The organism is Actinoplanes sp. NPDC051405 (assembly GCF_055586185.1).
The window spans coordinates 67,254-92,442 of record NZ_JBVJIR010000027.1 but is presented as its reverse complement, the minus strand read 5'-3'; the positions used below and the strand labels follow the sequence as shown (position 1 = coordinate 92,442).

Annotated in this window: 18 protein-coding genes; 6 read left to right on the top strand and 12 right to left on the bottom strand. The window is 70.8% G+C overall.

Features of this window, described 5'->3' with window-relative positions:
- Positions 1-182: 182 nt before the first annotated feature.
- Together ACZ6S4_RS40820 and ACZ6S4_RS40815 are read right to left on the bottom strand one after the other, a co-directional pair.
- Positions 183-1,790: an MDR family MFS transporter gene (locus ACZ6S4_RS40820; protein ID WP_465480036.1), complete on the bottom strand. Its 1,608-nt coding sequence runs from the start codon at positions 1,788-1,790 to the stop codon at positions 183-185.
- Positions 1,787-2,275 (bottom strand): MarR family winged helix-turn-helix transcriptional regulator, encoded by a 489-nt coding sequence (locus ACZ6S4_RS40815; protein ID WP_465480035.1) that lies wholly within the window; start codon positions 2,273-2,275, stop codon positions 1,787-1,789. The genes ACZ6S4_RS40820 and ACZ6S4_RS40815 overlap by 4 nt, the downstream gene beginning before the upstream one ends.
- 106 nt (positions 2,276-2,381) lie before the next feature.
- Between ACZ6S4_RS40815 and ACZ6S4_RS40810 the strand changes: the two genes are divergently transcribed.
- The 3 genes from ACZ6S4_RS40810 to ACZ6S4_RS40800 all read left to right on the top strand — a co-directional run bounded on the left by ACZ6S4_RS40810 (position 2,382) and on the right by ACZ6S4_RS40800 (position 6,060).
- Positions 2,382-2,984 carry a TetR/AcrR family transcriptional regulator gene (locus ACZ6S4_RS40810; RefSeq protein WP_465480034.1) on the top strand — a complete coding sequence of 201 codons (603 nt, stop codon included), beginning with the start codon at positions 2,382-2,384 and terminating at the stop codon, positions 2,982-2,984.
- Positions 2,985-3,476: 492 nt separating this feature from the next.
- On the top strand, positions 3,477-4,238 hold the full coding sequence (locus ACZ6S4_RS40805; protein WP_465480033.1) for a dienelactone hydrolase family protein: 762 nt from the start codon (positions 3,477-3,479) through the stop codon (positions 4,236-4,238).
- An 82-nt stretch (positions 4,239-4,320) separates the two neighbouring features.
- On the top strand, positions 4,321-6,060 hold the full coding sequence (locus tag ACZ6S4_RS40800; RefSeq protein ID WP_465480032.1) for a hypothetical protein: 1,740 nt from the start codon (positions 4,321-4,323) through the stop codon (positions 6,058-6,060).
- A gap of 1 nt (position 6,061) precedes the next feature.
- Here the strand turns inward: ACZ6S4_RS40800 and ACZ6S4_RS40795 are convergent, their stop codons facing one another.
- Genes ACZ6S4_RS40795 through ACZ6S4_RS40780 form a run of 4 tightly spaced genes read right to left on the bottom strand, consistent with a single transcriptional unit; the run spans position 6,062 to position 10,640 of the window.
- The gene (locus ACZ6S4_RS40795) at positions 6,062-6,427 is read right to left on the bottom strand and encodes a hypothetical protein (protein ID WP_465480031.1); all 366 of its coding nucleotides are present in this window, start codon (positions 6,425-6,427) and stop codon (positions 6,062-6,064) included.
- Positions 6,427-8,064, bottom strand: a complete 1,638-nt coding sequence (locus ACZ6S4_RS40790; protein ID WP_465480030.1) for a DUF2334 domain-containing protein — start codon at positions 8,062-8,064, stop codon at positions 6,427-6,429. Before ACZ6S4_RS40790 ends, ACZ6S4_RS40795 begins: the two co-directional genes overlap by 1 nt.
- Positions 8,064-9,260, bottom strand: coding sequence for a non-hydrolyzing UDP-N-acetylglucosamine 2-epimerase (gene wecB, locus ACZ6S4_RS40785; protein WP_465480029.1), 1,197 nt, complete (start codon positions 9,258-9,260; stop codon positions 8,064-8,066). The genes ACZ6S4_RS40790 and wecB overlap by 1 nt, the downstream gene beginning before the upstream one ends.
- Positions 9,261-9,293: 33 nt before the next feature.
- Complete coding sequence (locus ACZ6S4_RS40780; protein WP_465480028.1) at positions 9,294-10,640, bottom strand: glycosyltransferase family 2 protein; 1,347 nt, start codon at positions 10,638-10,640, stop codon at positions 9,294-9,296.
- Between the two features lie 492 nt (positions 10,641-11,132).
- On the opposite strand from ACZ6S4_RS40780, the gene ACZ6S4_RS40775 reads away from it, so the two are divergent.
- The 3 genes from ACZ6S4_RS40775 to ACZ6S4_RS40765 are packed head-to-tail and all read left to right on the top strand — an operon-like array spanning position 11,133 to position 18,688.
- Positions 11,133-11,708 (top strand): hypothetical protein, encoded by a 576-nt coding sequence (locus ACZ6S4_RS40775; RefSeq protein ID WP_465480027.1) that lies wholly within the window; start codon positions 11,133-11,135, stop codon positions 11,706-11,708.
- A 27-nt stretch (positions 11,709-11,735) separates the two neighbouring features.
- Positions 11,736-13,802 carry a flotillin family protein gene (locus tag ACZ6S4_RS40770; RefSeq protein ID WP_465480026.1) on the top strand — a complete coding sequence of 689 codons (2,067 nt, stop codon included), beginning with the start codon at positions 11,736-11,738 and terminating at the stop codon, positions 13,800-13,802.
- Positions 13,799-18,688 carry a DNA repair ATPase gene (locus ACZ6S4_RS40765; protein ID WP_465480025.1) on the top strand — a complete coding sequence of 1,630 codons (4,890 nt, stop codon included), beginning with the start codon at positions 13,799-13,801 and terminating at the stop codon, positions 18,686-18,688. The genes ACZ6S4_RS40770 and ACZ6S4_RS40765 overlap by 4 nt, the downstream gene beginning before the upstream one ends.
- Before the next feature lie 11 nt (positions 18,689-18,699).
- Here ACZ6S4_RS40765 and ACZ6S4_RS40760 read toward each other — a convergent pair whose 3' ends face one another.
- The 6 genes from ACZ6S4_RS40760 to ACZ6S4_RS40735 all read right to left on the bottom strand — a co-directional run bounded on the left by ACZ6S4_RS40760 (position 18,700) and on the right by ACZ6S4_RS40735 (position 24,944).
- Positions 18,700-19,419 carry a hypothetical protein gene (locus tag ACZ6S4_RS40760; RefSeq protein ID WP_465480024.1) on the bottom strand — a complete coding sequence of 240 codons (720 nt, stop codon included), beginning with the start codon at positions 19,417-19,419 and terminating at the stop codon, positions 18,700-18,702.
- Positions 19,420-19,526: 107 nt separating this feature from the next.
- A complete protein-coding gene (locus ACZ6S4_RS40755; RefSeq protein WP_360546282.1) occupies positions 19,527-20,156 on the bottom strand; it encodes a GTP-binding protein in 630 nt (209 codons plus the stop codon).
- On the bottom strand, positions 20,134-20,604 hold the full coding sequence (locus tag ACZ6S4_RS40750; protein ID WP_465480023.1) for a DUF742 domain-containing protein: 471 nt from the start codon (positions 20,602-20,604) through the stop codon (positions 20,134-20,136). Before ACZ6S4_RS40750 ends, ACZ6S4_RS40755 begins: the two co-directional genes overlap by 23 nt.
- The gene (locus ACZ6S4_RS40745) at positions 20,601-21,071 is read right to left on the bottom strand and encodes a roadblock/LC7 domain-containing protein (RefSeq protein ID WP_360546278.1); all 471 of its coding nucleotides are present in this window, start codon (positions 21,069-21,071) and stop codon (positions 20,601-20,603) included. Before ACZ6S4_RS40745 ends, ACZ6S4_RS40750 begins: the two co-directional genes overlap by 4 nt.
- Entirely contained in the window at positions 21,068-23,881 is a 2,814-nt protein-coding gene (locus tag ACZ6S4_RS40740; protein ID WP_465480022.1) for a sensor histidine kinase, read from the bottom strand. The genes ACZ6S4_RS40745 and ACZ6S4_RS40740 overlap by 4 nt, the downstream gene beginning before the upstream one ends.
- Positions 23,868-24,944 (bottom strand): hypothetical protein, encoded by a 1,077-nt coding sequence (locus ACZ6S4_RS40735; RefSeq protein WP_465480021.1) that lies wholly within the window; start codon positions 24,942-24,944, stop codon positions 23,868-23,870. The genes ACZ6S4_RS40740 and ACZ6S4_RS40735 overlap by 14 nt, the downstream gene beginning before the upstream one ends.
- Positions 24,945-25,189 lie beyond the last annotated feature (245 nt).

The window sequence follows — 25,189 nt, the reverse complement described above, 5'->3', positions numbered from 1 at the left end:
TTACACCCGACCGGGGACAGGAGGGGGGGGGGGAAGCGGAGTGCCGGCCAGGAAGAGAAGAGGAAAGGGGGCGCCCCGGAAGGGCGGGGCCAGGAGCCGGACGGGGGCCCGGGGAGGGCGGGCCCCCCCGAGACGACAGCGGCGCCCGGGGGAATCCCGGGCGCCGCTGTTCATTGCTCTGCTTACCGGGTGATCGATCCGGCGGGGATCGTCGACTCGTCTTCGGCGGTCTTCGCCTCCGGGGCGGCCTTGGCGAGGTCGATCGTCGAGCGCAGCGTGATCTCCTTGAACAGCAGAGCCGCGATGACGCCGACCACCGCGATGGCTGCCGAGATCAGGAAGATGTGGCCGGTCGCGTCGCCGTACGCGGCCCGGACGATGTGCTGCATCGCCGCCGGCAGCTCGGCCAGGTTGAGGCTGCTGGTGTCGCCGCCCGAGCTGGACGCCGGGACGCCGGCCGCCGCGAGCTGCGTGGTGATCGAGTCGGTGACCCGGTGGGCCAGGATCGCGCCGAGCACCGAGACGCCGATGGTGCCACCGAGCGAGCGGAAGAACGCCACCGTCGAGCTGGCCGCGCCGATGTCCTTGAGCTGCACCGAGTTCTGCACCGCGAGCACCAGGTTCTGCATCGACATGCCGACACCGATGCCGACCAGGGCCATGCCCACTCCGACGTACCAGAGGGGGGTCTGGTGGTCGATCACCGAGAGGGCCGCGAAGCCGGCCACCAGCACCAGCGTGCCCGCCACGATGTAGGGCTTGATCTTGCCGGAGTTGCTGATCATGCGGCCGGAGACGGTCGAGGAGACCAGCACGCCGGCCATCAGCGGGATGGTCAGCAGGCCGGCCTCGGTCGGGCTGTAGCCGCGGCCGATCTGGAAGTACTGACCCAGGAAGACCGAGCCGCCGAACATCGCCATGCCGACCGCGAGGCTGGCCAGGATCGACAGGGCCGTGGTGCGCTGCTTGACGATCTCCAGCGGCACCACCGGCTCGGCCGCCCGGGACTCGACCCAGACCGCGAGCGCCAGCAGCACCAGGCCCGCGCCGACCATGGCGCCGGTCTGCCACGAGATCCAGTCGAACGAGCTGTCCACGAACGACACCCAGATCAGCAGGACGCTGACGCCGGCCGCGATGAGCGAGGCGCCCGCGTAGTCGATCTTCACGTTGTCCCGGCGGATCGTCGCCAGGTGCAGGGTGCGCTGGAGCACGACCAGGGCGATCACGGCGATCGGGGCACCGATGAAGAAGCACCAGCGCCAGCCCAGCCACGAGGTGTCGACGATCACGCCGCCGAGCAGCGGGCCGCCGACGGTCGCCAGGGCGAGCACGCCGCCGAGGTAGCCGTTGTACCGGCCGCGCTCGCGGGGCGGGATCATCGCGGCGATCGCGACCTGCACCAGCGCCTGGACGCCGCCCATGCCGATGCCCTGGAACGCGCGGGCGGCGATGAGCTGGCCCGCCGTCTGCGAGAAGCCGGCCACTACCGAGCCGGCGATGAACAGCACGATGGCCAGCTGGACCAGCAGTTTCTTGCTGTAGAGGTCGGCGAGCTTGCCCCAGATCGGGGTGGTGGCGGTCGCGGTGAGCAGGCTGGCCGTGACGACCCAGGTGTACTGGGTCTGGCTGCCGTTGAGCGAGCCGATGATCTTCGGCAGCGCGGTGGAGACGATGGTGGCGCTGGACATCGCGACGAACAGCACGAGCAGCAGGCCGCTGAGGGCCTCCATGATCTGGCGGTGGCTCATCGCGCCGGGTTCGGCGCGGGTGACGGTGGGTGCGCTCATCGCGCGACCTCCAGGTTTCGGTCGGTACGGGTCAGCAGGTCTGTGGCGAAGCGCTGGAGCAACGCCGAGAGGACCGCGATGTCCTCGGGGCTCCAGTCGCGGAGGGCGTCGGCGAGGCGCTCGTCCGCCCGGCGGTTGAACTCGTCGAGGGTGTGCTGGCCGCTCGGCGTGACAGTGAGCACGCTGGCGCGGCCGTCTCTCGGGTCGGCGGTGCGGGCGACCAGGCCGGAACGGACCAGGGCGGCGACGGCGCGGCTGACCGTCGAGGGGTCGAGCGCGCAACGGGCGGCCAGGTCCTTCAGGTGGCACCCGCCGACCGGCTCGCCGCCGATGGCGTTGATCGTCGCCAGCACGCCGATGGTGCCGGTGGGCACTGTTTCGGGCCGGGCGGGCAGGTCGCTCTTGAACAAGCGGACGGCCTTGAGCAGGTCCCGAACGTTGGCGAGCAGCTCATGACGTGCCGCGGGGCCGGCGTCGTGGGCCATGTGCCACCTCCTCCAGTTGATTGCCACATACAACTATCTGCTTTTGTTGCCCATTGCGCAAGTTTGCTCATTGGGAAGTGAGTCACATCCTGGCTAGGCTCGACCCATGAGCACGACGACCGCCGAGGTGGGCCTCCGCGAGCGCAAGAAGGTGGCGACCCGGCAGGCCCTGCACGAGGCCGCGGTGCGCCTCGCGATCGCCCACGGCGCGGACAAGATCACGGTCGAGGCGGTCGCCGACGAGGCCGGGGTCTCCCGCCGAACGTTCTCCAACTACTTCGCCAGCAAGGAAGAGGCGCTGCTGCACGGCGACCACCAGCGGATCGCGGTGCTGATCGGCATGATCGCGGCCCGGCCGGCCGGCGAGGGGCCGTGGCAGGCGCTGACCGAGGCGGCCCGGGAGTTCTACCGGCAGGTCGGCGAGCTCGACCCGGCCTGGGTGGCGCAGACCCGGATGCTGCGCAGCCAGCCCGCGCTGCTCGCACAGCAGCTCAACACCTTCGCGGCAGTGGAGCGCGAGCTGGCCGCCGCGGTCGCGACTCGATCGGACCAGCCCGACCCCTCGGGGGTACGCGCCCGGCTGACGGCCGCGACGTTCATGACCTCGCTGCGGGTGGCGCTGCACATCTGGCTCGACGCCCCGGCGGACACGTCCCTGCCGGACCTGGTCGATCGCGCACTGGCGGAGGCCGGTCGCGGCTTCGCCTGAGCAGGCTGCTCCGGCGCCGCGGGAGGTGGGGCATGGGCCGGCTGCTCCCGGCCCGGCGCCGACATGGAGGCGCGGTGCCGGAGACGGGGGCGCGGCGCCGAGAGTGGGGGCTCTCGACGCCGCGCGATGGGTGGAGGGTTCGGGGAAGCCCTCCGCGGGGACGGGCGGTCAGCCCTGGAACGTGGCGAAGATCTTGCTGAACGTAGCCGTCAGTCCGCCGGAGCCCGCGACCGCCGCGAGCGCACCTCCGCCTACAGCGAGTAATGCCGCTGGCAGGTAGATGGTGAGGCGAAGACGGTTGCGGGCCATGGATGACTCCGTTCGCGGGGGACGCCGACGGCGTTGATCCTGACTCTGAGTGCATTAAAGAAAGAGGGGAAATTCCTTAAATCTGTCTCAAGCACGGGGCTGCGGCGTGGAGTGCGATGCACGGAGGGTAGGAATGCCGCAGTACGGTCGAGGAGATCACCGACGCCGCTCAGGAGGCAGGGCATGCGCAAGACGATGGTGGACGTGCCGACCGAGGACGGGACCGCGGACGCGTACCTGGTGGTGCCGGACGGCGACGGGCCGTTCCCGGGTGTGCTCTTCTTCATGGACGCCTTCGGGCTGCGGCCGCGGCTGTACGAAATGGCCGAGCGCATCGCGGAACGGGGCTACGCCGTGCTGGTGCCCAACCTCTTCTACCGCAGCGCCCGCTCGCCGGTCGCCGACACCTCGAACCTGGCCGACCCGGATGAGCGCGGGAAGGTCTTCGGCCGGCTCATGCCGATGATGCAGCAGCTGGACACCGCCGCGATCACCCGGGACACCCGGGCCTACCTCGACTTCCTGGCCGCCCAGGACGGCGTCTCGGCCGGTCCGGACGCCATCGTCGGCTACTGCATGGGTGGTCTGAACGCGCTGAAGGCGATCACGGCGTACCCGGAGCGGATCGTCGCGCTGGCCAGCTTCCACGGCGCCCGCCTGGCCACCGAGGAGCCGGACAGCCCGCACCTGCAGGTCGGCCGGATCAAGGGCGAGGTGTACTTCGCGCACGCCGACCACGACCACTCGATGCCGCAGGAGCAGATCGACCGGCTCGAGGCGGCCCTGGACGCGGCGGACGTGCGTTTCCGGTCGGAGATCTATCCCGGTGCCGAGCACGGCTTCACCATGGCCGACACCGCCGCCTACTCCGCCGAGGCCGAGAAGCGGCACTGGGAGAAGCTCTTCGAGCTGCTCGACACCACCCTGCCCACTCCGGCGCGCTGACGGGCCGGCTTTTGCTCAAGTAATCGCGGCGCCGGTCGATTGGCGGGTTCGAGGAGAGTCCCGACCACGGCCAGGAGGCCACATGCTCGCCGGCGCTCGAACATTCACCGCCAGGTGGCGTCAGCGCCGGCGCGACCGACGCACCGACGCCGGCTCCATGCCGCTGGCCATGCTCGTCACCCTCTGCGGGGTCACGCTCAGCGCCGGCCTCGGCGGGGTGGTCCTGGACCAGTTCCACCAGAGCCAGCGGCTCGCCGACCGGGTCGCCGCCGTGGATGCCGCCCAGGCCGGGCTGGACGCCGGGCTCAAGGCGATCCGCGACACCTACAACATCACCGGGGCGCTGCTGAACAAGCTGCCCTGCGGCGTGCTGACCCCGCCCACGGACAAGACCAAGAACCCGTTCGCGGGACTCGGCAACTCCACCAGCGGCACGCCGACCTACTCCACGACGGTCGGTTACTTCCTCACCAACCCCTCCAACCTCGTCAGTGAGCTGGAGAAGCTCGGGCCACTGACCAACATCAACGCGCTCGCGGAAGGCAAATCCCTGACCAACGTCCTGGCCGGGGTGACCGGCAAGGTGACCGACACCGCCGGGCTGACCAAGGCGCTGAGCACCGCCATCGGTTGTGTCAATGGGGTCAACGGCGTGGGCGGGACGTTGCAGCAGGTGCCGCTCTTCGGGCTGCTGCGTTCCGAGGGCACGGTCGGCAAGACCAAGCGCACGCTCTACGCCACTTACACGTTCCACACGAGCGAGGACAACATCCCCGGCGGGCGCATCGTCATGAGCGCCTCGAACGTCACCACCAAGCTGTGCCTGGGCGACCTGAAGGGCAAGCCGAAGCCGGGTGACCCGGTCAGTGCGGTGCCCTGCACGAGCACCGACAAGCAGGCCGCGATGATCTATCCGAACAACCTGTCCCTGGTGCTCTCCGAGACCCGCGCCCCGAAGGTGAACAACAAGCTGACCGGCCTGCCGGCCACCCTGGCGGACGACGACACCTACACGTACGGGCTCTGCGTCACGGCGACGACGTACACCTACGAGGCGCCGGTGGTCTTCCAGGAGTGCGTGAGCCCGAAGATCGGCATCCAGCAGTGGAACTACGAGGTCAACGCGCAGACGTACTACGCCAACGACGGCCTCAGCGGCGCCAACCGGTTCTGCCTCAACGCCAAGGACGCGTCCGTCGGTGCCCCGATCGTGCTGCGCAACAAGACCTACTGCGGCTCGGCGAACGTCAACCAGCGTTCGTTCAGCCCGGAGGCGTCGGTGGGCCCCGGTGGCGCCGGCCCGAAGAGCAAGCAGCTGGTCAGCACCCAGGAGGTCGGCCGCTGCCTGGACCTCACCAACGAGAACGTCAACAACGCGATCAAGGCGCTGATCACGTACCCGTGCAAGCAGAGCTTCACCAGCGACGTCTACTGGAACCACAAGTGGATCACGCCGACCATCACCGCCCCGGCGTACAAGGCCACCGGGCAGATCTCCACCCAGCCGCCGGGCCTGGTGCCGTACTGCCTGAAGAGCCCGGGGGTGGCCAACGCCTTCGTCTGGGTCGCCAAGTGCTCGGACGGCGGGACGAACCTGCAGTGGACGATCTACGAGAACGCGCCGACGTTCAAGGAGTCGTACCAGATCGTCGACGGCTTCGGGCTCTGCCTGATGCCGGCCGGCTCGCTGGGTGCCGCCTACAAGTACAGCGGGCTGTGGAGCGAGGTCATCGTGGCCACCTGCACCGGCAAGGAGATCCAGAAGTGGAACATGCCCTCGTCGGTGGACCCCAGCCCGCTGAAGTCCATGAAGGAGAAGTAGGTCAGTCGTCGTCCAGCAGGCCCGGGAAGTAACGGCGCAGCGCCACCACGTCGTACACCTGCCGGATCCCGCTGATGGCACCGTCGGCGACCGTGACGAACTCGGCGATGCGGACCGTCCCGAAGGGGGCCACGCAGTCGTAGACGAGTGAGGCACGGTCGCCGACGCATGTGGTCGACACGACGGCGACCGAGTCGGCGAACGCCGCGATCCGGTCCAGGGTCTGCACCAGTTCCTCGTCGTCGACCGGCACGTCCAGGTTCCACTCGATCTCGGCGTCGCCGGCGATCACCCGGCGTACCGCCCGGGGGTCACAGTTGATCCAGGACTGCGCGTAGAAGGCCACGACCTCCGCCGTACCCGACATCAGCCGGCCAGCATCGAGGTGCCGCTGACGAAGGTGTAACCCTGCGCCTTGATGCCCGTGACCAGGTCCTTCAGGTGGTCCGTGCCGAGGTACGGGTGGTAGAAGAAGCTCGCCACCCCGTCGCGGACGACCAGGTTGCGACCGGCCGAGGCGAGCAGGTCGGCGGGCAGCCGGGCCGGGTGGTTGTTGAACGCCTCGGGCTCGACGTTGCCGATGTTCTCCGGGATGACCACCGAGCCGTAGACGTCGCGGACGGTGTACGGGAAGAACTGCCCGAACTGTCGCTTGTAGTCGAACTTCGCCCCGGTGAGCACACCCGGGAAGTACAGGCCGCGGTCGTAGCGCTTGCCCAGGGCGGCGTTGACCGCCTGGTAGTCCACGGCGCTGCCGGCGTAGTGCGGGAACTCGAAGACAGTGGGCACACCCAGGCCGGCCAGGGCGAAGGTCAGGCCCGAGGCGGCGATCCGGCCGGTGGCCCACGCGGCGGAGTCACCGGGTACGGGCCCGTCGTAGATGACGCTGTTGTTCGCGTCCACGTGCGCCGAGTAGAACTCGAAGTCGTTGGCGCTCTCGCCGTCGTACGGGTTGGCCACGCTGCCGAACTGGTGGGTGTAGCCGTGCATGAGCAGGGTGCCGCCGCGCTGCTGCATGTACTTCAGCGCCGCCACCACCTTGGGCTTCTGCACCAGCGTGTAGTCCTGGGGCCTGCCGCCGTTCTGCACGCCCTTCGGGTCCCGGTAGCGCGGGTAGACAGCGACGCTGAACGGCACCTTCTGCGCGTACAGGTAGTCGGCGATCGCGCGCAGCTCGGCCGGGTCGGAGTCCGGGCCGACGTCCTCGATGCGGGCCAGCGCGCGGTGCCGTTCCCGGGAGACGCCGGTGGCGCCCAGCGAGTCGAACAGCAGGTCGGCGAAGGCCAGGTAGCGGTCGTCGTGGGTCACGTACGCGAACGGGATCTCGCCCACGTAGGTGAGGTTGCCCGACTGCACCGCCCAGGGGAAGGTGGTGCCGTCCGGGCGTACCGCCGTGGCCAGCGTCTTGACCTTGGTCGCGTCGGTGATCCCGAGGTTCATGATCCCGGACTTGTCGGTGGTGTCCCGGGTCAGCTTGCGGCCCTTGTACTCCACTTCGGCCACCGCGGCGAAGTCGAACGCGCCGCTGGTGAATCCACGGTTGGCCGCGAAGTTCGGGTCCCGGGCGGCCAGCTGCCAGATGTTGTCGAACACCCAGGTGACCGGCTTGGCGGTGGCGGTGACGTCGTCCAGGAAAGCGGCCGGCAGCGGCTCGTCGTAGGTCGACCCGAGGTAGATCACCGCGGTGTAGGCGGACAGGTCGCCGGCCCGGTAGCCGGCCACCGGCGCGGCCGTCCAGGAGCCGAAGTGCGAGCTCAGGTTGGCCGTCTGGGTCGCGTAGACCTCGCCCATCCAGCCGTAGTCGCCGGTGGTGTCGTAGAGGACCAGCGTCTTCGCGGTGCCACCGCCGGGAGCGGCCTTGCCGGACTTCGCGGCGATCGCCGTGGTGGCGGTGGTCCGCACGGCGGCGTCGGCGTTGACCACGCCGAGCCCGAGAGCGGCGGTCGCCGTGACGGCGACACCGACACCGAGCAGGGCACGGCGGGAGAGCTTGGAGATGCGCATCAGAAGGACGCTCCGAACGTGGCGGTGGTGGCGGAGGAGATGCCGGTGGGCATGGGGGACGGTGCCGGGGCGAGCCCGAGCAGAGCGGCGGTGGCCTGGGCGGTACGGGCGGCGGCGAGCCCGTCGCCGTACGGGTTGCCGCCGGCGGTCATCGCGTCGCGGCGGAGCTTGCTGTCGAGCAGCGCGGACGCCTCGTCGACGATGAGGTCGGTGTCGGAGCCGACCAGCTTGGCGCAGCCGGCGTGCAGGGACTCGACCCGCTCGGTGACGTCGCGCAGCACCAGCGCCGGTACGCCGAACGACGGTGCCTCCTCCTGGATGCCACCGGAGTCGGTGAGCACCAGGTAAGCCTCGGAGAGCAGCCGGGACAGATCGGGGTACGGCAGCGGGTCGGTGACGGTGACCCGGTCGATGCCGCCGAGCCCGGCCTCCACCTGGGCGCGGACGGCCGGGTTGGGGTGGCTGGGCAGGATCACGTCGATGTCGGCGTACCGCTCGACCAGCCGGCGGACCGCGGCCAGGATACGGTCCAGCGGCGCGCCCCACGACTCGCGCCGGTGGGCGGTCACGACGACCAGCCGGCGCCCGGCGGCGCCGGCCCGGGCCGCGGCCACATGCGGGTTCTCGAACGGCAGCCGGCGCCCGGCGACCGCCAGCGTCGCGTCCACCACGGTGTTGCCGGTGATCAGCACGTCCGCGGTGGCGATGTTCTCGTCGAGCAGGTTCATGGCGGCCAGCGGCGTCGGGGCCAGGTGCAGCGCGGCGACCTGGGCGACCAGGCGGCGGTTGGCCTCCTCGGGGAACGGCGAGTCGAGGTCGCCGGAGCGCAGCCCGGCCTCCAGGTGCACGACCGGGATGCGGCGCCAGAACGCGGCCAGCGCGCCGGCCAGGCTGGTGGTCGTGTCGCCCTGCACCAGCACGGCGGCGGGGGTCCGCTGCGCCCAGAGGGTGTCGAGCTGCCGGATCATCTCGGTGAGCAGTTCGGCCTGGCTGCCGGTGCCGCGCTCGATCTGGAGCGTGACGTCCGGGGTGAGGTCGAAGGCGGCGAGCGCCTGGCTGACCATCGCCGGGTGCTGGCCGCTGGCCACCAGGACGGGGGTGACCAGGCCGGCGGCCCGCATGGCCAGCGCGACGGGGGCGAGCTTGACGGCCTCGGGGCGGGTGCCACCGATCAGGTGCACTTCGGGCAGCGACATGTGGGGGGAGCCTTCTTCCGGGAGGGGGAACCTTCAGGCGGCGAGTGCGACTTGCAGGTGGTGCGGCAGCGGCTCCTCGGCGAGCCGTTCGGTCTTGGCCCAGGCCTGCCGGCCGGTGGCCTGCCGGCCGATGGCGCGGTAGGTGGCGACCAGACCGAGGAGCAGGAAGATCGGGTACGCGGCCGCGGCGATCAGCAGCCGGCGCAGGGTCTCGTCGCGCAGCCGGTAGCGGTGCACCAGCGCCCAGACGAAGCCGGGGAAGAACGTGACGGCGAACCACGTCGCGCCGCTCGCGCCGAGCGCCGCCCAGCTGTGCAGGTAAGGCACCGGGTGGCCGATCAGCAGGCCCACCGTGGCGATCCCGGCCGCGCCGAGCAGCACGACGGTGACCACCGCGTTGATCCAGGGGGAGATCAGGTAGTGCATGACCTCGAGCAGCGAGGTGGTGCTGATCCGCTTGGAGCTCATCAGCCGGCGCAGGTACCGGACGCACTGGATGTTCCCCTGCGCCCAGCGGGTGCGCTGACGGGTGAGCCGGCGCAGGTCGACGACGGCCTGCTGGGTGACCGAGGCGCGGGGGGTGTAGCGGATGCCGATCCCGTCGAGGTGCATCCGCAGCCCCAGCTCGAGGTCCTCGACCAGGCAGGCGGACCAGGGCGCGTCGCCCAGGGCGAGCAGCGCGGACAGCCGGGTGAACTGCCCGTTGCCGCCGAGGCCGACGGTGTCGATGGTGTCCCGCAGGCTCTGGCAGGCGTTGACGATCGCGCCGAACTCCAGGTCCTGCACCGCGCCGAGCAGCTTGTCGCGGTTGCGGATGCGGACCTGCACCTGCACGGCGCCGATCGTGGTGTCCCGCATCATCCGCGACACCTCGAGCAGGATGTTGCGGCTGCCCTGGCCGTCGCCGTCGATGATGCCGATGACGACCTTGTCGGGGTCGACGCCGTCCTCGGCGGTCCGTTCGGCGATGTAGCGGTACGCGGCGTTGAGAGCCTCACCCTTGCCCTTGCGGGCCTCCGGCAGCTCACGCCGCAGCACCCGCAGCCGTGGGTGGTCGATGGCGGCGAGGACCTCGGGGGTGCGGTCGTCGGAGCCGTCGTCCACCACGAGTACCCGGGCCAGCGTGCCGCCGGGTCCGCTGAGCCCGAGGGCGGCGTTGACGGTGTTGCCGACGACGACCTCTTCGTTCAGCGCCGGCACGACGATCCAGAAGTGCTGCGGGGTGCCGTCGCCGTGGGCCAGCGAACGGCTGACGGTGGCGGTGCGGTGCGACGCGGCGTAGCGCACCGCGAAGCTCACCAGGGCGAGCGTGGAGACCGGCCAGGCCAGCATGATCGCGTATCCGACGATCACCAGATACCAGCTGTCCGCTGCCGTCATCACTCGCCTCCTTCCGTCGCTGTCCGTGTTGTCGACCGATGTTCCAGGGCCGCGCTCTCGGACGTAATAGGACATTAAGGCGCTACACGGCGTGACACAAGGGCGGCAGCCGGACCGCCGGAGCTAACTGACCTTTTGGCCTATGACAGACATCCCAGACTCGCCAAATCACCGTGAAGACCACGAAAAGCCGCGTCACCCCGCGTGAGGACACCGGTTGACAAAGCGGGACGGGTAGGGTGCGACAGCGAAGATCTGATTACGCACGGTGCTGCCGAGCGTTTCATCGGAGTGTGTCGCCGTGCGATGCCCGCGGATCACGCTGAGTGAGGAACCGTCGGTGTTCCGACTGAAAAGACACCGCGAACTGGTCGGTTCGGGGACAACACGCGTTGACGGCTCCTGCGATCATCGACATCACCGCAGGAACACGGGCCGCCCACTTTCCGGGCGGCCGTTCGCGGTCGGCACACGGGGAAACGGGGCGTAGGCATGGGCGGGTTCTTCGAGGCTGCACTGAGCTTCCCCGCCGTCATCCTGACCCCGCTCCTGGTCGTCGTCATCGGCTACTGGCTCGTCGTCATCGTCGGCGGCGCGGACCCCGACGGCGACGGCGGCGACACCGATGGTGGTTTCCTCGGCTTCCTCGGCTTCGGCGGAGTGCCCGCCTCGGTGGTGCTCTCGCTGCTCGTCGCGGTCGCCTGGTTCGCCGCGCTGGCCGGCGGCGAGCTGCTCGGCGCGATCCCGGCCGGACTGGTGCTGGCCGGCGCCCTCGTGGTCGCGTGGGTGGTGGCCCGCCTGGCCGTGTTGCTGCTGCGGCGTTTCCTGCCGTCCGGCGCCGAGCCGTCGCGGGCCGACTTCGTCGGGATGACCTGCGTCGTGCGCACCGGGCGGGTCACCGCCACCTTCGGCCAGGCCGAGGTGCACTCACCCGATGGTTCGTCGGCGGTGGTGCAGGTCCGCCAGGCCGGCAACGACGATCTCCGGGCCGGCACGGTCGCCGTGCTCTACGACTTCGACGCGGACGGCGAGTTCTTCTGGATCGTCCCCGCAGACGTAGCTCTCTAGTCAGCCCCTCGGCAAGAAGGATCAATGATGGACGTGATTTCCACCGGACTCGGTGTGCTCATCGCCGTCGTGCTGCTCATCGTGCTCGGCGTCGTCTTCTTCCTCAGCCGCATGTTCCGCAAGGTGGAGCAGGGCAAGGCGCTCATCGTGTCGAAGGTGCGCCGGGTCGACGTCACCTTCACCGGCGCGGTCGTGCTGCCCGTGCTGCACAAGGCCGAGACGATGGACATCTCGGTGAAGACCATCGAGATCTCCCGGACCGGCCGGGAGGGCCTGATCTGCCGGGACAACATCCGGGCGGACATCCGGATCACGTTCTTCGTCCGGGTCAACAAGACCACCGAGGACGTCATCAAGGTCGCCCAGGCGATCGGCACCACCCGCGCCAGCAGTGAGCAGACGCTGCAGGAGCTGTTCAACGCCAAGTTCTCCGAGGCGCTCAAGACGGTCGGCAAGCAGCTGGACTTCGTCGACCTCTACACCAAGCGCAACGAGTTCCGGGACCAGATCATCGAGGTGATCGGCACCGACCTCAACGGCTACAGCCTCGAGGACGCGGCGATCGATTTCCTCGAGCAGACCCCGATGCACTCGCTCGACCCGAAGAACATCCTCGACGCCCAGGGCATCCGGAAGATCACCGAGCTGACCGCGATCGAGGCGGTCCGCACCAACGACTACCGGCGCAACGAGGAGAAGGAGATCACCCGGCAGAACGTGGACGCCCGGGAGGCGATCCTCGAGCTGGAGCGCCGGCAGGCGGACGCGGAGATCAAGCAGAACCGCGAGATCGAGACCATCCGGGCCCGCGAGACGGCGGAGATCCAGCTCGCCCAGGCCGAGGAGCGACTCCGCGCCGAGGGCGCCCACCTGCGCACCGAGCAGCAGCTCGGCGTGCAGAAGCAGAACAAGGACCGGGAGATCGCGGTCGCCGAGAAGAACCGCGAGCGGGTCATCGCGATCGAGACCGAGCGCATCGAGAAGGACCGGATGCTGGAGGTCATCGGCCGCGAACGCGAGACCGAGCTGTCCACGATCTCCAAGGACAAGGAGGTCGAGGGCGAGAAGCGGGCCATCGCCGAGGTGATCCGTGAGCGCATCGCGGTGGAGAAGACGGTCGCCGAGCAGGAGGAGAACATCAAGCGCCTACGGGTCGTCGAGGAAGCCGAGCGCACCCGCCAGGCCGTGATCATCAACGCCGAGGCCGAGGCCCAGGAAGCGCTGGTCAAGGACATCAAGGCCGCCGAGGCGGCCGAGACCGCGGCCCGGTTCAAGGCCCGGGAGGAGCTGCTGCTGGCCGAGGCCCGCCAGCAGACCGCCGAACTGGACGCCCGGGCCAAGATCCGGCTCGCCGAAGGTACGCAGGCCGAGGCGGCCGCCGCCGGCCTGGCCGACGTCCAGGTGCGCGAGCGCAACGCCGAGGTCATCGAGAAGACCGGCCGGGCCAACGCCGAGGTCACCGAGCTGACCGGCCGCGCCGAGGCCATCGTCGAGCGGGAGAAGGCGCTGGTCACCGCCGAGGCGATCCGCGAGAAGCTGAAGGGCGAGGCCGAGGGCCTGACCGAGAAGGCCGCCGCGATGGGCGCACTGGACGACGCCACCCGCGAGCACGAGGAATACCGCCTGCGGCTGGAGATGGAGAAGGAGATCCGGCTCGCCGGCATCACCGTGCACAAGGAGATCGCCGAGTCCCAGGCGATGGTCGTCGCGGCCGGCCTGGAGAAGGCGAACATCGACATCGTCGGCGGCGACTCGGTCTTCTTCGACAAGCTGCTCGGCTCGATCACGATGGGCAAGAGCCTGGACGGCTTCGTCGAGCACTCCACCGTGGCGCAGGGCCTCGGCTCGCGGTACCTCGACGGTTCGGCCAGCATCACCGACGACCTGAGCCGGCTGCTCGGCTCGGTCTCCACCGGTGACGTGGCGAACCTGACCCTGGCGGCCTTCCTCACCCAGCAGATCAAGAACGGTGGCGAGGACTCGGGCAAGCTGCGCGAGCTGCTCGCCGCCGCGAAGAAGCTGGGCGTCGCCGACACCAGGGTCTCGTCCCTGACCGCGACCCCGGCCAACGGCACGGTGGTGGCCCAGCAGTGACGACCGCGCCCGTGAGTGCCGCGGCCACCGAGGCCGCGGCACTGGATGCCGGCACCTACGAGGTGCTGCGCGCCCGGCTCAGCGGCCAGGCCAAAGAGCTGGCCGCGCGGGCCGAGGCGCTCAACGCCCGCCGGGTGGAGACGTTCGGCGGGCAGCAGATGCGGCTGCTCGGCACCGAGCGCATCCGTACGGCCAACAACTGCGTGCCCCGGGACGTGGTGCAGGTCGGCGGCGCGATGCTGTTCGGCTACAACGTGTTCATCGGGCTCAAGACGGAGACGTCGATCGACGACGTCTTCTCGGTGCACGGCTTCAGCCGCGACGGCGAGGCGTTCCGCTTCGACCCGGGCACCCAGCTGCGCGGCCTGCTCGACGACCCGGTCTTCCAGCGCGACTTCGCCGAGCTCTACCGGTATTACCGCGAGACCCACCTGCTGCAGCTGCGCCGGCTGGAGGGCCTGCTGCTGGCGGTCTTCCAGACCGGGGCGCGGGCCGACGACCTGAAGGTGCTGCGCTGGAAGGTCGGCGTCGACGGCTCGGTGGCGTACGTGGACAACCGCGGCGAACGCGACCACGTCTTCCCGGCGTCGCACGACTTCGAGTGGACGCCGACCACCCGCGAGCAGCACGTCCTGGGCCGGCACCCGCACGTGTCCATCGAGGACGAGGTCTTCGTGGAGACGGTCGGCGGCAGTCTGACCGTCAAGGTGGAGAACAACACCGAGGACGGCGAGGGCATCTTCTCCGAGCCGGTCGACGAGCCGCTGCAGAGCCTGGCCGACGCGGAGATCGCGTACGCCCGGATCGGCCCGTTGATCCTGCTGCGGGTGCTGCCGTACAAGGAGACCACCCAGCGCTACCTGATCTTCAACACCCGTACCCGGGACGTGCGGCGCCTCGACGGGATCGGCCAGGCCTGCCAGCGGCTGCCCGAGGATCAGGGCATCATCTTCCCGGGCGGCTACTACCTGGCCACCGGGCTGGCCAAGACGTTCGACGCGGACGTCACCGATCTGGAGTTCGAGCGGGTGGTCCGCTCGGTCAACGGCGAGGACGTGCTCTACGTCTTCCACGCGCGGGCCTCGGGGCGGTATCTGCTGCTGCCGTACAACGTGATCCGCAAGGAGGTCGCCACCCCGATCACCTGCCACGGGTATTCGCTGTTCGACGACGGCACGCTCATCGCGTTCCGGCACGTCACCGACGAGCCGACCCGGGTGCATCCGATGCAGGTGTGGCAGACGCCGTACGTCTCGGACACGTACGCCGCCGCGCAGCCGGTCGGCGCCGGCCCGCTGGACCGGGTGGGCAACGCCGACCTCGTACGCGGCATCGCCGACACGCTCTCGGTGGCCCGGATGGTCGACGAGATGACGCCGTCCGGCGCGGTCTTCGAGGCCATCATCGCCGCGTGCGGCCGGCTCTTCGACCACTACCACTGGCTCGGCGAGCGGGAGCTGGGCGACCTGCGCACCCCGCTGTCGGAGGTCCGCGCGACGGCCGAGCAGGTCCTCGACGAGTACGAGTCGGTGCAGGAGCTGACCACCCAGGCCGCCACCGCGGTCGAGGAGGCCGCCGCCGCGACCACCTCGCTGATCCGCCGGGCCCGGGGTGAGGTGCCCACCACGACGGACGCCTGGATCCGGCAGCTCGCGTCGCTGCGCCAGGCCCAGGGCCGGATCGTGACCCTGCGCGAGCTGCGCTACGTCGACCTGGCCCGGCTCGACTCCCTCGAGCACGACCTGGCCGCCGAGGTGGATTCCACCGCCCGCCGTGCGGTCGAGTTCCTCCAGCGCGCGGACGCCTTCGCCGGCTACCAGCAGTCGGTCGAGCAGCTGGTCACCGATGCCGCCGGGATCGCCACCGTGGCCGAGGCCGCGCCCGTCGGCGAGCGGCTCACCGAGCAAGCCGACGGTCTCCAGGTCGTCACCGAGGTGGTCGGCGGCCTGGACATCGCCGACGCCACCGTGCGGGTCGCCATCCTGGAACGCATCGGCGAGGTGCTCGGCGGCGTCAACCGGGCCCGCGCCACTTTGGACGCCCGCCGGCGCGAGCTGGCCGCGGTCGAGGGCCGGGCCGCGTTCGCGGCGGAGTTCACGCTGCTGGGACAGTCGGTCACGGCCGGGCTGGCCGCCGCGGACACCCCGGAACGCAGCGACGAGCAGGTCGCCAAGCTGATGCTCCAGGTGGAGGCGCTGGAGTCGCGGTTCGGCGACTTCGACGACTTCGTGGACCAGCTCAGCGCCAAGCGCTCGGAGGTCTACGAGGCGTTCGCCGCCCGCCGGCAGTCGCTGCTCGACGACCGGGCGCGGCGCGCCGACCGGCTGGTCGACTCCGCCCAGCGCACGCTGGCCAGCGTGCAGCGCCGGGTCGCCGCGCTGGGCACCCTCGACGAGGTCAACACCTACTTCGCCACCGATCCGATGGTCGGCAAGCTGCGCTCGGTCGCGGGCGAGCTGCGTACCCTCGGCGACACCGTCCGGGCCGAGGAGCTGGACGGGCGGGTCAAGGCCGCCCGGCAGGAGGCCGGCCGGGCTCTGCGGGACCGCCTCGACCTGTACGGCGCGGACGGCAACACCATCCGGCTGGGCCGGCACACGTTCGCGGTGAACACCCAGGCCGTCGATCTGACGCTGGTGCCCGACGGCGACGAGCTGGCGTTCGCCGTCACCGGCACGGACTACCGGGCGCCGGTCCGGGACGCCTCCTTCGTGGCCACCCGGGCGTTCTGGAACCAGACGGTGGTCTCGGAGACCGCCGCGGTCTACCGCAGCGAGCACCTCGCCGCCGCTCTGCTCGCCGACGACCCCGCGGGCGTCACCGCGGCCGCCGCTGACGGCACTCTGCTGACCGTCGTGCGCCGGGCCGCCGAGGCGCGCTACGACGAGGGCTACGAGCGCGGTGTCCACGACGCCGACGCGGCACTGATCCTGGAGACGCTGGTCCGGCTGCACGCCGCCGCCGGCCTGCTGCGCTATCCCGGCCCGGTGCGGGCGGCGGCCCAGCTCTTCTGGGCTTTCGCGGAGGGCGGGAAGCAGGCCTGGGCCCGGCGCGCCACGTCACTGGTCCGCGCCCGGGAGATGTTCGGCTCGGCCGGTTCCGCCCTGCCCGAGCTGTGCGCCGAGCTCAGTGCGGCGGCCGCGGCCGAGTCCTTGGTGGGCGAGTATCTGGTGGAGGAGCTGGCGAGCACCCCGGCCGGGTTCGTCACCAGCGCCGGGGCACGCACCCTGGTCGAACGCTTCCACCGGGCGCTGGGCAGCGGTCCGGCGACGGCACCCCGCGACTACGCGGACGACCTGCGGGCGCTCGCCGATGATCTCGCGGCGCGACAGCAGCTCGTCACCACCTGGCTGACCGCTTTCCTGGCCGCGCAGCCGGACGCCGGGTCGGCCGACGACCTCGCCGAGGCGGTGGCGCTGGAACTGACCGGGACCGCGCTGACCCGGTACGACTCCGCGGCGGCGCTGACCGAGACCGTCGGCGGGCTGCTCGGCAACCACCCGCGGATCGTCGACGGCAAGATCACTTTGCGGTTGGACGAGGTGGTGACCCGTACCCGGGAGTTCCGGGCCACGGCGGTGCCGGCGTACCGGGCGTACCAGAAGCAGCGGACCGCCCTGGCCGCCGCCGAACGCGACCGCCTGCGCCTCGACGAGTTCAAGCCCGGCGTGATGACCGCCTTCGTGCGTAACCGGCTGCTCGACGAGGTCTACCTGCCGCTGATCGGCGACAACCTGGCCCGCCAGCTGGGCGCGGCCGGTGACGCCAAACGCACCGACCAGTCCGGCCTGCTGCTGCTCATCTCCCCGCCCGGCTACGGCAAGACGACCCTGATGGAGTACGTCGCCAACCGCCTCGGCCTGGTCTTCGTCAAGGTCAACGGGCCGGCCCTGGGCCACGACGTCACCTCGCTGGACCCGGCCGAGGCCCCGAACGCGACGGCCCGCCAGGAGGTCGAGAAGATCTCCTTCGCGCTGGAGATGGGCAACAACGTTCTGCTCTACCTGGACGACATCCAGCACACTTCACCGGAGCTGCTGCAGAAGTTCATCTCGCTCTGTGACGCGCAGCGCCGGATGGAGGGCGTCTGGGAAGGCAAGACCCGCACGTACGACATGCGGGGCAAGCGGTTCGCGGTGTGCATGGCCGGCAACCCGTACACCGAGAGCGGGCAGCGTTTCCGGATCCCGGATATGCTGGCCAACCGGGCCGACGTGTGGAACCTCGGCGACGTGCTGGCCGGCCGCGACGACGTCTTCGAGATGTCGTACCTGGAGAACGCGCTGACCTCGAACCAGGTCCTGGCGCCGCTGTCCACCCGCGACCGCGCGGACCTGCCCCTGCTGGTCCGGCTGTCCGAAGGCGACGACTCGGTACGGCCCGACCGGCTCAGCCACGCGTACTCGGCGACCGAGCTGGAACAGGTGCTGTCGGTGCTGCGCAAGATGCGCCGCGTGCAGCGGGTGGTGCTACGCAACAACCAGGCGTACATCGCCTCGGCCGGCCAGTCCGACGCGGCGCGCACCGAGCCGCCGTTCAAGCTTCAGGGCTCGTACCGCAACATGAACAAGCTGGCCGAACGCATCGTCCCGGTGATGAACGAGGCCGAGCTGGAGCTGGTGATCGACGACCACTACCGCGGCGAGGCGCAGACGCTGACCACCGGCGCGGAGGCAAACCTGCTGAAGCTGGCCGAGCTGCGGGGGCGGCTGACCGCCGAGCAGGAGAAGCGGTGGGCCGAGGTGAAGGAGGCCTTCCTGCGCGAGCAGGCACTGGGCGGCGACGGGGACGACCCGATGAGCCGCGCGGTGGGCGCGGTGGGTCTGCTGGCCGACCGCGTCGGCGACGTCGAAAAAGCCATCGGCCGCCTGGCGGAGCCGAACTGAGGCGCCAGGCGTCAGTCCTGGGAGCGGAGCAGGGTCGGGTTGTCGCGGAGCAGAGCGGCCAGGCGCTTCGCGGCGATCTCCGTCTCCTCCGGCTCGACGCGCAGCGGGATCGGCTCCGGGAGCGGCGCCGGCATGCCGCGCTGCTGGTCCTGCTGGCCGGCCGCGCGCTGGGCCGCGCTCGGTTCTTCCGGGGCCCGGTGCTGCTCGGCGTGGATGCGCCGGGTCGTCTGCGGCGGCACCTCCGGCGGGGGCGTCGCGGCGAACGGGTGCGGCTGGAACTGCTCCGCGCGGTGGGGCGCCGGCTCCGCGTACCGGTCGTGATCGATGGGCTCCTGATAGTGCAGGCGGCGGGTCTCCTGGCCGCTCTCCGCGGGCTGCTCGAAGCGGTAGCCCTGCGGCGGCGTGTAGGCCTCCGGCTCGTCCAGGTCGATGTCGAAGTCCGCGTGGCGGGGTGACGTCGGCGCGGCCTCGGCCACCCGGTCGGCGACCGTGTTGTCCGCGCTGACCTGCACGATGCCGTCCTCGACCGCGAAGTGCAGCAGCACCGGGTCGCCCGCGCCCTCGACGCCGACGGTCACGCCGAGCTCGGGGTTGCGGCCGACGACAGCGGCGATCGCCTCGACCAGCTCCGTCACCGCCGGCGGGGTGCCGTTGGCCTCCGCCGCGGCACGGCGGCGCAGCTCGTCCCGGCGCGCCAGCTTGTCGAGCGCGTCGTCCAGTCCGCCTCGCACGTCACCGTCCTCCCGTCACATGCAGTCGCCCGTAATACTGTGCCCGTTCCGGGGGCGGTTTGGGAACCGGCTACGAAGCGACCCGGCGCACAGTGAGCCCCGCCACCTTACGACCGCATCTTCATGGCCTTGTCGAGAGCCTGGTCGAGGACCACCAGCAGAGCATCCCGCACCGACCCCCGGAAGCGGGCATCGAACTGGACGATCGGCACGTCATCGCGGACGGCGAGGGCCCAGCGGACCTCGTCCAGGTTGTAGCCGAGCTGCCCGTTGAAGGTGTTGACGCCGACCACGAACGGCAGCCCCGCCCGCTCGAAATAGTCCACCGCGGGATAACAGTCATCGATCCGGGTCGTATCGACCACGACGAGCGCACCCAGGGCGCCGCGGACGAGGTCGTCCCACATGAACGCGAAGCGGGTCTGGCCCGGCGTGCCGAACAGGTACAGCTTCAGCGTCTGGTCGATGGTCACACAGCCGAAGTCCATGGCGATGGTCGTGGTGGTCTTGCCGGACGCCTGGCCCGGGTCGTCCACGCCGACCCCCTCCATGGTCATCTCCGCCTCGGTGGTCAGCGGCGAGATCTCGGAGATGGCGCCCACGGTGGTCGTCTTGCCCACGCCGAAGCCGCCGGCCACGATGATTTTGACCGGCACCGGGGGTGCGGTCCGCTGGGGCCCGTTGGGCACCCGTGCCGTGCCGACGACGCGGCGGTCAGGATATGGATCGAAGTCCACGGATCACTCGCATGATGGTCTCGGGGTCGGGGAAGTCGTTCTCCAACACGTGAACGTCAAGGTGTCCGGCGGCCCTCAGGTCGCCGACGAGAATCCGGGTGACGCCGAGGTGCATCCGGAGCCGGGCGGAGATCTCCGCTACCGACAGCGGCTCGCCGCAGAGGTGCACGATCGACCGCTGCTCGGGCGACAGACGCGCGGACAGCGCGCCCGGGTGCGAGCTGACCTGGGTCTCCAGCCCGATGTTGGGGTCGAGCCCGTCGACGCGTCCGGAGGTGAGGACGAACGGACGCAGCGACGTGGTCTGCTCGCCGGGTGGGGGCCCGGGAGGGGGCGCCGACGGCGGTGCCGGTTGGTACCGCGCGCCGGTGCCCGTGTTGCGCAGATACGGCCGGACACCTGGCGCCGCCGGGTGTTCCGGGTCGTCGGGGTCGGCCGGGTGTCTCATTGCTGGACGGCGTTTTTCAATTCAGCGATGAGCCGCGGGCTGAGTGCGCCGCCGGCCCGGGTGGCGAACAGCGTCATCTCGTACGCCAGCGTGCCCAGGTTGGCGGTGCGGTCCGCGATGACGCCGAGCACCGAGCCGGCGCTGATCGCGGTGACCAGCAGGTAGCCGTCGGCCATGTCGATGATGACCCGGTTGAGGCTGCCCAGCGCGTACCAGCTCGCGGCGCCGCCGGCCAGGCTGGTCAGACCGGACACGACCGCCGCGAGGCGCTCGGCGTTGGGCCGGTCCTTGATCGCGGACATGGCCATCAGCAGACCGTCGGACGAGACGGCGATGGCTTCGACGACTCCCGCGGTGCCGGACGTGAACGAGTCCAGCAGCCAGTTGAAGGTCTTCGCCTCGGCGCTCAGCTGGGACTGGGCGTAGTCGCGACCGTTGCCGGTTTCGGTGGAGTAGGGGGAAGTCATCGCGGTTGTCCCTCTGGTTGTGGCTGGGTTTCGTTCAGTGCGCGGGCGACGCCGTACTCGAACTGTTCCATCAGTGCGCGCGCGGCGTCCGGGTCGAGCGGCTGGGCCGGCGAGGCGGCCGGCACCGGGTTCATCGGCGGGTCACCCACCGGCAGCGTCGCGCCCGGTACCCGGCGGGTCAGCGGCGGGTGGCCGGCGGCCGGCGGGGAGGACATGTCCTGCTCGATGACGTCCCACTGGGCGCGGGACACGCCCGCCTCGAAGGCCTCGAACGCCTCGCGGGCGGCGAGGGCGTCGTCCGAGGTCGGCGGGGTGACCGGCAGCTTCGGCCCGGACTCCATCGGCAGCTGGTTGCCGGGCACGCGGCGGCGCAGCGGGGTGACGGGGGCGCCGTTGCGCGCCTCCGGGCTCGTGCGCTGCTGCGGCACCGGCGGTACGGGCTGAGCCGGCTGCTGGAACTGGGCCGGCTGCTGGAACTGGGCCGGCTGCTGGAACGGCTCGGGCTCGGGGCGGTGGTACGACTCCGCCTCGGTGCGCTGGCGCGGGAGCTGGATCGCGTCGGACGGCGCCGACATGACGATCGGTCCCTCCACCACCTCCGGCTCGGCGTACCGGCCGGCCGACGGCAGTTCCGGGGCGGTCGCGGGGAAGCGACCGGCCACCGGCGTGCCGGCGTCGTAGGCACCCGGCACCTCGTAGGCCGACTGATGGGCCTGCTGCTCGGCGTAGCCGCTCGGGGCGGCCTCCAGCGCCGGGGCGCCGGCGCGGACCGGGGCGAAGGCGTTCCAGGAGCGGCCCGCCTCCAGCGTCTTGGTGGCGCGGTGCAGCACGTTCGGGTCGAACGGCTGGGCGCTGCCCGGCACCGACCGGCTCGACGTGCCCGCGATCAGCGGCGCGAACTCGGTGTGGTGGCTGCTCGGCACGGTGGCCTGGATCGGCTGCATCGGCGGCATGGCCTCGCGGGGTGCCACGAGGTGGGCCGGGCCCAGGTCGACCCAGGCGGTGACGCCGCCCTCGGGGGTGTCGGTGAGGGTGACCTCGATGCCGTGCCGCCGCGCAAGGCGGCCGACCACGAACAGGCCGAGCACCTCACTGGGGGCCAGGTCGAGCCGCTCACGGCGGGTCAGCCGGGCGTTCTCCTCGGCCAGGCGGTCCGGCGCCAGGCCCAGGCCGCGGTCGACGATCGCGAGGCGGGCACCGCCGCGCAGCTCCGCCGCGGTGACGGTGACGCGGGTGTGCGGCGGCGAGAACGACGTCGCGTTCTCCATCAGCTCGGCGAGCAGCAGGGTCAGGTCGGCCAGCACGGCCGGCACAACCACGATCTCCTCCGGCACCTCGACGTCCACGCGGGTGTAGTCCTCGATCTCACCGAGGGCGAGCCGCACGACGTCGGACAGGGACAGCGGGGCCATGTGGTCGTTCGCGCCGACGGCACCGGAGAGCACGACCAGGCTGCTCGCGTTCCGGCGGAGGCGGCTGGACATGTGGTCGAGCCGGTACAGCTCGCGCAGGCGGTCGCTGTCGGTCTCCCGGCGCTCCAGGTTGTCGATCAGGGCGAGCTGGCGGCCGACCAGGTTTTGGGTACGGCGACCGACGTGACCGAACATCTGGGCGACGTTGCGACGGCCCAGCACCTGCCGTTCCACCAGCCGGGCGGCGGTGTTCTGCACCCGGTCGAAGGCGCGGGCCAGGTCACCGATCTCGTCCCTGGCCTGCACGTCGACGGCGTCGAGCCGGATCGGGCGGGCCAACTCGGCCTCGTCGTCGGCGACCCGCTCGAGTTCGGCCTCGGCGGCGCGGGCGATGCGCTCGGCGGAGCCGGTCAGGCGGCGCAGCGGCCGGGCGACCGCGCGGGCCATCAGCAGCGACAGCGCGATCACGATGAGCAGCAGGAGCACCGCGCCGCCACCGACCAGGCCGGCTGTGCGCAGGGCGGCCTCCCGGTCGTCGGCCACGGCGGCGTCCACGTCCGCGGCGATCCGCTTCTCGACGAAGCCGCCGAGCACGATGACGGACAGCAGCGACGGGTACAGCGTGTCGGGCTTGAGCAGCTTGACCGCCGAGGCGGGGTCGGTGGCCGCCCGGGCGAAGAACTGGTCACCCACGCGGGCCGAGAACGCCTGCTGGGCCCCCGTGTACAGCTTGTACTGGTCGGGGGTGAAGTACGCCTGGGCGCCACCGATGATGAACTGCAGCTGCAGCAGGGTGGACGAGAACAGGTTGGTCAGTCCGGCGTTCTGGGTCGCCACGGCCGCGGTCAGCTGGCTGGACGCCTGGCTGATCAGGTCGTCACTGCGCAGCGCCTGGTCCAGCGCGAACACCTGGCGGCCGGTGGCGGTCGTGAGGTCGGCCGCGCGCTGCAGGTCGAGCCCGTCCAGGATCGGGGTGATCACGGCGGTGAACTCGGCGGAGATCTGGTCCGGGCGGATGGTCCGGTTCAGGATGTTGGCCCGGGTGCCCTCGAGCCGCTTGACCGCGTCCACGGCCCGGGTCAGCTGCGGGGTGAGCGGCTGGTCGAGACGCTTGAGGGCGAGGATGCGGTCGGTCGACTCGGCGCTCTGCACGACCAGCTGCGGCTGGCCGACCAGGCCGAACAGGAAGCCCACCGAGAGCAGGCGCTCCTCGGACAGCTCCTGGACGGCCGAGCCGACCCGGGTGGCGAGCAGGACCGTGTCGGCGGTGTCCTGGGCCTTGCCGGCCACGTCGATGCGGTTGGCGACGATCGGCAGCGCGAGCAGGACGACCCCGAGGAGCGGGACCAGGACCAGCAGCGTCAGCTTGCCGAGGATGCGGAGCTTACCGAAGAGCACCGGATCGCTCCCGCCGTGTGGGGTTGACCTCGCCGTACGCCGGTGCGCGGTGCCCGGCTTCGGTACGGTCGGTCTCCGGTCCGGTCGGTCCCACGTTCAGGTCGCGGGGACCCGAGTCGGGGGCCGACGGGAAGAGCCGCTGGCCCCGGCCGGTGAGCGGCACCATCATGGCCGCGGCGACCAGCAGGACGGCGGCGGCGGCCGAGGCCAGTGCCACGATCATGTCGTTGTCGAGGCTGTCCAGCCGGTCGTCGAGCAGGGCGGTCATCTCCCGGGTCACGATGCCGGAGAGGTTGGCCAGCGAGGTCTGCAGCTGGCTCTGCGCGGTCGCCATGGTGGCCGCGTTCGGGGCGCCGCCCGGGTTGGCGCCGCGGGTCAGCGACTCCACCCCGCGGCGGAACGAGTCCAGGCCGTTGACCAGGTTGCCGCTCAGCGAGACGCTGCTGGTGTCGTCGACCGCGGCCTGCAAGTTGTCGGTGAGTTCGTTGACCGAGGAGTCCACGGCCTGCACGGCCGCACCGAACTGCGGAACGATCTGCGCGCGGGACTTCTCGTCGGCGCGGGCGACCAGCTGGCTGAGGTCTCCCATCCGGCTGACCTGCACGACGGATTCCGGCAGGTCGACCGCGACGGCCTCCTGCAGGTGCGAGATGTCGTTGTCCGGATCCCGGGCCAGCTCGGCGTTGTCCCGCACGGTGTCGTAGAGCTCCAGGGTGAGGTCGGTGACCTCGACGTGCGCCTGGAACACCGCGACCGGGCCGCCGGTGACCTTGCCGAGCTGGTCGATCCGCTGCCTGAGGCCGGTCCAGCGGTCCCGGGTGCTCAGCTCGTCACCCAGGCGCTGGTCCACCGCCGCGACGCCGTTGACCGCGGCGCTCAGCGAGCCGGGGGCGGCCGTGACGCCGGCCAGCGCCGAGGACTGCGCCTCGGCCAGCGAGCTCACCAGGGGAGCGAGGGCGGAGATGTACTCCACGCCCTGCTTCTCCAGCCGCGTGTCGTCGCGCTTGTCGGAGATGGTGCCCCACACGCTGGCGAACAGGATCGCCGCCGGGACAAGAATCAAGACCGTCAAAACAGCCGCGAGCGCTGAGCGCGTACGGGTTCGCCGGTTGTCCACCGAGACTGACATTGCCAATTCCTCCGCCATGCATCCGCGATAGACCGTTTTGGCGGCTACCCTCCGTAGCCAAGCGGGCGCACCGATCCGGGTCAATCTATCCGAGAAATAATCATGCGACCCCTTTCCAAGGGTCAGAGTTGGCTCGGCTGATCGGGGGATACGCCTGGGGGGCGCGGTGGTTGTACCGC

Coding starts and splice junctions, on each gene's coding strand:
- ACZ6S4_RS40790 (WP_465480030.1), bottom strand. CDS start 8,064: ATGCGCATCTCCAAGCTCTCCCGCCGTGCCCTGCTCGGTGTCGGTGTC.
- ACZ6S4_RS40775 (WP_465480027.1), top strand. CDS start 11,133: ATGGGCGGGTTCTTCGAGGCTGCACTGAGCTTCCCCGCCGTCATCCTG.
- ACZ6S4_RS40795 (WP_465480031.1), bottom strand. CDS start 6,427: ATGTCGGGTACGGCGGAGGTCGTGGCCTTCTACGCGCAGTCCTGGATC.
- ACZ6S4_RS40820 (WP_465480036.1), bottom strand. CDS start 1,790: ATGAGCGCACCCACCGTCACCCGCGCCGAACCCGGCGCGATGAGCCAC.
- ACZ6S4_RS40800 (WP_465480032.1), top strand. CDS start 4,321: ATGCTCGCCGGCGCTCGAACATTCACCGCCAGGTGGCGTCAGCGCCGG.
- ACZ6S4_RS40810 (WP_465480034.1), top strand. CDS start 2,382: ATGAGCACGACGACCGCCGAGGTGGGCCTCCGCGAGCGCAAGAAGGTG.
- wecB (WP_465480029.1), bottom strand. CDS start 9,260: ATGTCGCTGCCCGAAGTGCACCTGATCGGTGGCACCCGCCCCGAGGCC.
- ACZ6S4_RS40815 (WP_465480035.1), bottom strand. CDS start 2,275: ATGGCCCACGACGCCGGCCCCGCGGCACGTCATGAGCTGCTCGCCAAC.
- ACZ6S4_RS40745 (WP_360546278.1), bottom strand. CDS start 21,071: ATGACTTCCCCCTACTCCACCGAAACCGGCAACGGTCGCGACTACGCC.
- ACZ6S4_RS40750 (WP_465480023.1), bottom strand. CDS start 20,604: ATGAGACACCCGGCCGACCCCGACGACCCGGAACACCCGGCGGCGCCA.
- ACZ6S4_RS40805 (WP_465480033.1), top strand. CDS start 3,477: ATGCGCAAGACGATGGTGGACGTGCCGACCGAGGACGGGACCGCGGAC.
- ACZ6S4_RS40780 (WP_465480028.1), bottom strand. CDS start 10,640: ATGACGGCAGCGGACAGCTGGTATCTGGTGATCGTCGGATACGCGATC.
- ACZ6S4_RS40770 (WP_465480026.1), top strand. CDS start 11,736: ATGGACGTGATTTCCACCGGACTCGGTGTGCTCATCGCCGTCGTGCTG.